This window comes from Candidatus Eisenbacteria bacterium (assembly GCA_035712145.1).
In the GTDB taxonomy this organism is placed as follows: Bacteria; Eisenbacteria; RBG-16-71-46; order RBG-16-71-46; family RBG-16-71-46; genus DASTBI01.
In genome coordinates this window covers 1-8,047 of sequence record DASTBI010000234.1, presented here as the reverse complement: position 1 = coordinate 8,047, position 8,047 = coordinate 1, and the positions used below count along the sequence as shown (strand labels likewise).

General features: G+C 67.0%; 10 protein-coding genes. 2 read left to right on the top strand and 8 right to left on the bottom strand.

Going from position 1 to position 8,047, the window contains the following annotated elements; all coding sequences use genetic code 11:
• The first annotated feature begins 114 nt into the window (after positions 1–114).
• Both VFQ05_16780 and VFQ05_16775 read left to right on the top strand, forming a co-directional pair.
• On the top strand, positions 115–672 hold the full coding sequence (locus VFQ05_16780; protein ID HET9328424.1) for a dihydrofolate reductase family protein: 558 nt from the start codon (positions 115–117) through the stop codon (positions 670–672).
• 223 nt (positions 673–895) lie between these two features.
• Positions 896–1,696, top strand: a complete 801-nt coding sequence (locus VFQ05_16775) for an SGNH/GDSL hydrolase family protein (protein ID HET9328423.1) — start codon at positions 896–898, stop codon at positions 1,694–1,696.
• Between the two features lie 19 nt (positions 1,697–1,715).
• Here the strand turns inward: VFQ05_16775 and VFQ05_16770 are convergent, their stop codons facing one another.
• The 8 genes from VFQ05_16770 to VFQ05_16735 all read right to left on the bottom strand — a co-directional run.
• Entirely contained in the window at positions 1,716–2,234 is a 519-nt protein-coding gene (locus VFQ05_16770) for a hypothetical protein (GenBank protein HET9328422.1), read from the bottom strand.
• 91 nt (positions 2,235–2,325) lie between these two features.
• Positions 2,326–4,701, bottom strand: coding sequence for a DUF2339 domain-containing protein (locus VFQ05_16765; protein HET9328421.1), 2,376 nt, complete (start codon positions 4,699–4,701; stop codon positions 2,326–2,328).
• Between the two features lie 138 nt (positions 4,702–4,839).
• On the bottom strand, positions 4,840–5,079 hold the full coding sequence (locus VFQ05_16760; protein HET9328420.1) for a VF530 family protein: 240 nt from the start codon (positions 5,077–5,079) through the stop codon (positions 4,840–4,842).
• Positions 5,076–6,086 (bottom strand): nitronate monooxygenase, encoded by a 1,011-nt coding sequence (locus VFQ05_16755; protein HET9328419.1) that lies wholly within the window; start codon positions 6,084–6,086, stop codon positions 5,076–5,078. The genes VFQ05_16760 and VFQ05_16755 overlap by 4 nt, the downstream gene beginning before the upstream one ends.
• Complete coding sequence (locus VFQ05_16750; GenBank protein HET9328418.1) at positions 6,083–6,547, bottom strand: DUF4442 domain-containing protein; 465 nt, start codon at positions 6,545–6,547, stop codon at positions 6,083–6,085. Before VFQ05_16750 ends, VFQ05_16755 begins: the two co-directional genes overlap by 4 nt.
• 123 nt (positions 6,548–6,670) lie before the next feature.
• Positions 6,671–7,084, bottom strand: coding sequence for a hypothetical protein (locus VFQ05_16745; protein ID HET9328417.1), 414 nt, complete (start codon positions 7,082–7,084; stop codon positions 6,671–6,673).
• 137 nt (positions 7,085–7,221) lie between these two features.
• Entirely contained in the window at positions 7,222–7,728 is a 507-nt protein-coding gene (locus tag VFQ05_16740; protein ID HET9328416.1) for a hypothetical protein, read from the bottom strand.
• 30 nt (positions 7,729–7,758) lie between these two features.
• On the bottom strand, positions 7,759–8,047 hold a 289-nt coding region (locus VFQ05_16735; protein HET9328415.1), incomplete at its 5' end, for a hypothetical protein.

Genomic DNA, 8,047 nt, shown 5'->3' with positions numbered 1-8,047 from the left:
GTCGGCCGATGCCAGCGAGATTTGCTGCCATGCGGGACCAGGACGTGAAGAAGCGCAAACGCGACAAGAGAAGCATCGACTGTTAAGTCGAGACAAGCTCAAACGGAGGACGCCATGGGACTCTTGACCTTCAGCATCAACGTCACCCTGGACGGCTGCGTGGACCACCAGGAAGGAATCGCCGACGACGAGACACACGCCTTCTTCACCCGTCTCATGGATGAGGGCGGGGCGATGCTGTGGGGCCGCGTCACCTACGAGATGATGGAGAGCTACTGGCCAGCGGTCGCCCGCGGCGACGCGGAGGCACCGCCGGCGATGCGCGAGTGGGCGGTCAAGCTGGAGGCCAAGCCGAAGTACGTGGTGTCCTCGACGCGAAAGGACTTCCCGTGGACCAACAGCCACCACATCGCCGACGACCTGCGCACGGGCGTACAGAAGCTCAAGGACGCGACCCCAGACGGCGTACTCCTCGGAAGCGGCAAGCTCGCGACCGAGCTCGACCGGCTGGATCTGATCGACGAGTACAAATTTCTCGTCCACCCCAGGATCGCCGGCCACGGCCCGACCCTGTACGAGAGCGGGCTGCCCAGCACGCGACGGCTCGAGTTGGTCTCGGCGAAGCCGCTCCGCAGCGGCGCGGTCGCCATGCACTACCGGCGCGCGCGCTGACTCCAGAGGGTCGTGCTTGGCGTGGACTCACCAAGACCAATGCTCGCAGGCATGCCCCAGAAGCCCAGGCACCAATAGAATCGCGCTAGCTACCATCTATCCCACTTCGGGACGGACTCACACCGTGCGGTAATTCTGGATTACGGAGTCCGAACCGGATCGAGTTGGAGACGCCAGCAGCAATCTTCCGCGCTGCAGAAACCCGCTCGCCCGGGTGCCCACCATGCTAGTGTCCGGGCATGCGCGGCTCCCCGTGACTTTCCGCCGATACGTCGCCATCGGGGATAGTTCGACAGAGGGGATCGGCGATCCCGACCCGAACGGTGGCTGGCGCGGTTGGTCCTGGCGACTCGCGAGGCGGCTCGCGGCGCAAGGCAGCCTCGAATACGCGAACTTCGCGGCGCGGGGTCGTACCACACGAGAGATCAAGGATGAGCAGTTGGCGCCGGCCCTTGCGCTCGAGCCCGACCTCGTGACCTGCTTTTCTGGAACGAACGATGTCATTCGTCCGCGGTTCGATCTCGAGGACGTGCTGGCCGACATGCATCAGATACAGCGAGCGTGTGTTGCGACAGGTGCCGTCGTCTTGACGTTCACCTTGCCCGACTTAACCCCGCTCTTGCCGGTTTCGCGGCCGATCGCACCGCGAATCAAGGCGCTGAACGCCGGCACACGCCGCGTATGTGCCGAGACCGGCACACTGCTGGTGGATTTCGACGCGCTCCCAGCCGTCGCAACCGATCCCCGACATTGGACCCACGATCGGTGCCACGCCAACGCCGCCGGGCACGCGCTCATCGCCGACGCGCTCGCCGAGGCCCTGGGGTTGCCTGGCTCGAGCGGGACATGGCGTGAGCCGTTGCCGTCGCTTCCGCCTGTGCATCCTTGGCAGCGGCTGGCGGGCGAAGTCTCGTGGCTGCGACGTCATGTGTTGCCGTGGATGTGGCTCAGACTCACACACGGTGGGGCTCCGGTCCGCGACCCAGTGCGCGTCGCCGTCCTGACGCGTGTCGAGCCCGCCTAATCCGCTCAGCGGTAGCGCTTCATGGCGCCCACGCAAACGTCGTCCGTCGTTCAAGCGTATGAAAGTCCCCCGGCACGCTGGTCGAATAGCCGAAACGGGCGATCACCGTGTAAGTGCCCGGTGGCGCGGCATAGGTCGGCGTAGGCCAGGTCGGGTCATCAGCCACGTACAGGGTCCCTGTGAAGAGTACGGAACTCCCGCCGAGGCTTTGCTTGGATTCGAGCGGAGCGAGCCAGCACGGGCACGCCGGCCCTACGGCCTTGGGATCGCGTAGCAACACCTCGAGCCCATCGGGCCCAAGCACCCTGAGCGAGATGGGATCGCAGCCGCATCCTGCGCTATGCCAGACGCGTGTATCGCCGACATTGCGGACACGCACGTCGGCCACGATCGGCTGAGACGGATTGCCCCCCGCCGGAGACGTGGCCAACGACAGCGTGACGGCGGTGATGGCCGGACGCGTGGTCTTCTCGGCGCAACCGGCCTGAAGGACGGCAAGCGCGCCCGCGACGACCGCGACGCGTGGGAGCAAGGCCATGAGGAAGAGCCTCCCGGAAACGTGGCGGAGAGAGCATAGCCTCTGGGACCACTCGCGTCAGCAGATTCGTTCGGCCCGCCCTCGGCTCGGGTCACGTCTCCGATTCGGCTTCTCTCGCCCGTCCCTGCTGGCGCTGATAGACATAGGACATCCCGAGCATCGCGGCTCCCACGACGATCGCGGTGAGGAATCGCCAGAAGAGGTCGACCGATTGGAGATCGACGACGACGAATTTCAGCAGCGTGACCCCGATGACGACAAGGCCGGACCAACGCAGGAACGCCGAAGCGCGCCACCAGCCGGCAACCAGCAGGAGCACTGCTTCGAGCAGCCAAGCCCCGCTGGTGCACGCGGCCATCAATGCCTGCAGCCGGCGCGTCGCCACGGGGATGGCCCCTGCGGCGACCATCGTGGTCAGGTGCTCGGATTCACGGCTGGTCCACGACATCAATGCGAGGATCGCCGCGGCGCACCACACCTCGGCAGCGCGCACCTCCACCGGCGCGAGATGCGATCGGCGCCCGGAGAGGCGAGCGGCGATCATGAACGCGCCCACGGTGACACCGAGCCCGAGCAGCGATAACGGATTCAGAACCGGCATCCAGTCGCGTCCCCATCCGTCGTTCCCGGCCCACAACCGGAACAAGGTCACGAACATCGCCAGGATTCCGATGAGATGGCCGCCGATCCGCAGCAATGAACGCTCGCCGCGCGTCCCGATCAACACCAGCGTGACGGCCTGCGCCATCCAGCCCGCGCCGCGAATCGCCCAATCGAGGCCTGTGCGCCGCTGGTCGAGCGAGATTCCGAGCGCGGGGGGCAGGTGCTGCAGACCGGACTGCGGATCCACGAGTGCTGAGGCAATGGCGCTCGCCTCGGCGCTGATCCAGAACATCAGCAGCAGGTTGCCGAATCCGCTCCAGAGCTCCGGCGTGAATTGCTCGTCCGACGTCAGCCGCGAACGGCCGCGCGCCAGGATGAACGATCCTGTGAGCACCGCAGCGATCTCGCCGAGGGTGAGCAGGCCGTCCGCGTGGAGGATCGGCGGCATTCCCCATTCCGGGGAAGACTTGATCAGGTAGCCCAGCGACCAGAATCCACCCGCCGCCATGATCAGCGAGCCCCAGACCCGCAGCCACCCGGCGCGCGGCCGGAGTCCGAGCGCCAGGAGCACTGCGCCCTCGGCGCACCACGCCAACCTCGTGTACTCAAGCCCCGCCACTCGTGCGATGCCCGCCGTGGCATAGAGCGTGGCGGCGGCCGTAAGCGGAATCCACAGGTCGCGTTCGGGCTTCCGGACGTCGACCCACAACGCCGCAGCCGTCCACACGGCGGCGAGCGCGAACAGCAGCATGCCGACGTACTCGCGATTCCCATACATCAAGAACGGCGAGGAAGCGATCATCAACGCCAGGGGTGCGGCCGCTACGACGGCCAGATCGATCCCCCGCACAGGCCCTTCGACCCGGACGAGCCGCCGCAACGGCGCGAGCCCGAGGGCCGTGAACAGTATGCTGAGGCCGATTTGCTGTCCCCAGCCCCACTGGACCCCGAAGAACGCCGCGGACCACGACATGGCTGACAGCAGCAGGGCGGCGAGCGCGAGCGCGCTCCAACCCGCGCGCGCGCTGAGCACGAAGACCAGAACGTCCACGACCGCGAGGTACCCGAGCAGGATCCACGACGAGAGATGGAATCCACCCATGCCGAGCCAGCCGGCCAGGAACTGCGGGAGGAACGCACCGACGACTCCGAGCGCGCCAATCAGCTGCACGCGGTAGTGCAGTCCGGCCATGATCGAGCCGAAGGAGACGAGCGCAAGCAGCGGGAACGCGATCTCCGGGCCAAGCACGTGGAGGCGGACGAATCCGAGATAGAGCGTCAGATAGATGACCCCGATCCCCGTGCCGATGAGGCCATGTCCGAAGCGTGGCATCCGCCGCGCCACTCGATCCCCGCGCCATGCGAACGCCAACCCGAGCGCCACGCCGGCGATGACGAGCACCTGCGGACCGAATCGCCTTGTGCCATAGCCCCACACGATCATGAGGAACAACCCAACCAGGAGCAGCACCGCGCCGAGGTTCTGCAGCCACACCCCTCCGACCAGCTGCTCGATGCGGCCGAAATCGATGCGCGGGGATGACGCTGCCGGGGATGCGAACTGGGAAGTGACTGGCAATGGTAGTGGTGGTGGCGGCGGCGGCGGTGGCGGCTCGTCAAGGGTCATCGCGGCGGGCGGCTGGGTCGAGGGCGCGGCCGAAGGGGCCGGCGCGGCCTCGTGCTGGCCGAGCCGCAGGGCCCGGAACTCATCCGCCAAGCCCTCTGCTGAGCGCTGGCGCAGGTGAGCCAACTCGCGTTCCAAGCGGCTCAGCCGCGCGCTGATCCGTGCGAGGTGCACCAGCACCCACACCGGCACCCCCACCACGACCAGCAGGATGAGTCCCGCCAGAAAGAGAAAATCCAAGACCGCCTCCACTGCCTGTTCCGAATGTTTTCGGTAGGAAACGGCTGAATCTGGACCAGAACCGTCGGGGCATCAAGCGCAACGGGTCCCAGCGGAGGCGCCCGAACTGGCCCCAGGGCCAGTTCGCCAAAGCAGCGGTTATCGATGCCGTTTCAGGCCGCTGCGCACGAAGCGCAGGTAGACTTCCTCGACTTTGTTTCGGGCCCGCGGGGCTTTGCGAAGGTACTTGAGCGCCGAGGCCATGCTGGGATCGACCAGGAAGCATCGAAGCGGCACGTCCCGCGCCAGCCCCTCCCAGCCAAATCGATCGACCATCTGCTCGAGCATCATCTGGAGCGTGACGCCATGAAGCGGATTGTTGCGCTGCGGTGTGGTCATGGTTTCGCCTCACGACCGAGGTCGGCGCTCAGCGCCGCCGCGCATGCTCGCACGATGTCCCCGGCCGGCTCGATCGAGCGAATGACCGCCACGCTCTTGCCTGCCTGCCAGTAGTCCGGCCGGCCATCGGTGGCGAGCGAGTCGCGCTTGAGCTGAAGCCCCGAGCGCACCGCGTACCACGAGCGCATCCAGTGTTTCCGCCGCCGGCCCCTTAGCATCCAGCGCTCGAACCGACCCGCCTGAGTTCCCACGCGCTGGACGTGAGGCGTGTTCAGCACGGCCACCGGCACTCCAGTCAGGCGCTCGGTCAGCACGACGTCGTTCTCGCTCGCTTCAATGATGGCCCGCTTGTAGGCGTCGCTGGCGCGGCACTCGCGGGTCGCGATGAAACGTGTTCCCATCTGCACGCCGGCGTAACCCAGCCGCAGCATCGCGACGAAGCCCGCCGGGTCGCCGATGCCGCCGGCGGCCACGACCGGCAAGCCGAACGGTCGCAGTTCCTCGAGCAAAGCCACGGGGTCGCGTGGCCCCGCGTGTCCGCCGGCGCGCGCGTTGACCGCGATCAGTCCGTCGACGCCCCCGTCCACGCCGCGCGCCGCCCACTTGGCCTCGGTCACGTCGTGGTACACGACACCGCCTGCCGCGTGCGCCACGTCTGCGACCCAGCGCGGATTGCCCAGCGAGGTGATGAAGAACCGCACGCCTTCTTCGATCGCCTCGTCCACCCAGCGGCGCATGCGGTCCATGTAGAGACGCGACGACTTCTCGATCAGCGCGTTCATGCCGATCGGGCGAGACGTGAGCGAGCGAATCAGGCGCAGTCCCGCGCGGAACTCGTGCCCGTGAACGAACGTGAGCGAGAGAGGCTGCACGACGCCGATACCGCCGGCCTCCGACGCCGCGGCCACCAGTTCGGGGTTACTGCACGGGTACATCGCTCCGCAGATCAGCGGTACTTCGATACCGGCGTGGCGCGTGAGCGGCGTCTCGAGCGCGTTGTCACTCATGCCGGCGGAGGAACCGGGCTCAGTCGCCAGCGTACGGTGACGCGCGACACGGGGTCGTTGGCGGCGTCGCGGATCTCGGCGTGTACCTCGAAGTCGGTGCTCTCCCGCACTTCAGGCACCGTCACCGCGCAATCGACCGAGAGAGTGCCGCGTGCTTTCTTCAGATACCGCGCGTCGATGCCGAGCACGATCCCGCGCACACCCGCTGGCAGCCCGGTGGTCATGGCGAGGCCGCTCGCGAGCTCGCCGAGGTTCGCGAGCGCTATCGCATGAATCGAGTCGAGGTGATTGCGTATGCCGCGGCGGTCGGCCAACTCCAGTTGCACTTGTCCGGGCTCGAGCCGCCGCACCCTCGCGCCGAGCGCGCCGCTATAGGGCACCATGCGGCCAAACACGAACATGAACAGCGAGGGTCCGAAGGGAAGTCCTGACAGAGAGCGCCACAACGCCAGCACGCGCACGCCCGGTGAGGCCGGTGAAGGCATGAGCCGCACACTGCCAGCGGGACGCGCGGGTCGCAAGCGATCCGAGGAATCTTCCTGTTGTCGGGCGTCCCCGGAAGATCGGATCGGCCAGGCGGGCGCTCAGTCCGCTTCGCTTGGCTCCAGGTAGCCGATCGCCATACTGCCTTGGACGTCCACGACGGCCATCCAGAGATCGAAGCCCGGTCCGGGCTCTTCGTCGTCTTCGGACGGCCGGAACTCGACGCACATCCACTTGCGGAAGTTGTCCGCGGTGAGCGAGGGATCGAACGGGTTCGACCGCGGCGGGTAGCCGTCCGGGTTCTTCAGGTCCTCGTAGGTGCTGAAGCCAGCATCCAGCTCGAACTCGGCGGGCTTCGGCCCTCCGTTCACGGCGTCCTTCAGCATCGCTTCGAGGTCGGACGGGCTCAGCTCCTTGCGCAGCCAGGGCGCGAGCATTCGCTGCGCTTTGGTGTAGTCGCCATCGATGACGGCGCTCGCCCACTCCTGACCGAAACTCCTGTACGTGGGCTCCATGCGTTCCCCCTCACGTGACGAATGAATGACCTGTCCGCGTTATCGGCAGCTTCCTGCGAAATGGACAGCGGGAATCTGGAGCTTGGAGCCACGCGTGCGAGCAGGCTGGCTGTACTTGATGAGGGAGTCAGGTCGGGTCACGGCGCGCGGAAGCGAGTCCGCCCCGTCCCATCCTTGAGCGCCATCTGGCCTGCGCCGTTCGCCGTGGTCGTGAGCGCCGCACCCGACACGCCGCGGATCGCGGACAGGATCATCGACGGCGTCTCCGTGGCAAGCAGCGCCGCGCGCACGTCACCATCGGGCCCGCGCAGCGTGAGGTTTCCGGCACCGTTCCGCTGCACCTCGAGGAACGCAGCGGCGGTTGTGCGGTTACCGAGCACGAAGCGGATCGTGCCATCGGGTGTCACCTCCATTCCGCCCGCCAGCACACCATCCCCGTCGCGCAGCAGGAAGCGATTCGCTTCGACGACCGAATAACGCGCGCGCTCGGAAGAAGGCGTGCTTGCCGACATCGGGTACAGGATGGGGAGCGCGATCGACGCGGCGGCGATCAGGATCGAGACGACCACGAGCAGCTTCCAGCCGCGCGCTTGTCGCTCAACCTGATCGAGCCGATCGATCACGGCCTGAAGCTCCGTGGTCATGGGGACCTCCTGGTTCGTGAAGGATCCGGCCTAATCGTCGCGACTTTGCGCGAGATTGAGGACGAGAAGCGTGACGGTGAGGAGACCGAACAGCAAGGCGGCCGCGTAGCCGCGACCATCACCCTTCCAGGAGGCGAGCACGAGGAACAGCGCCGCGAGCAGTCCACAGAGATAGACGTGGGTTCGATCGTCACGTGCCTCGGGACGCTGGGACGTGAGGCGGGGCGCAATCGACGTGAGGCGGGGCGCGATCGACGTGGGCACCCAGCGCACGCGCTCGGGGCTCGCGTCGCGGGGCGGCCCGGGCGCGGGCAACTTG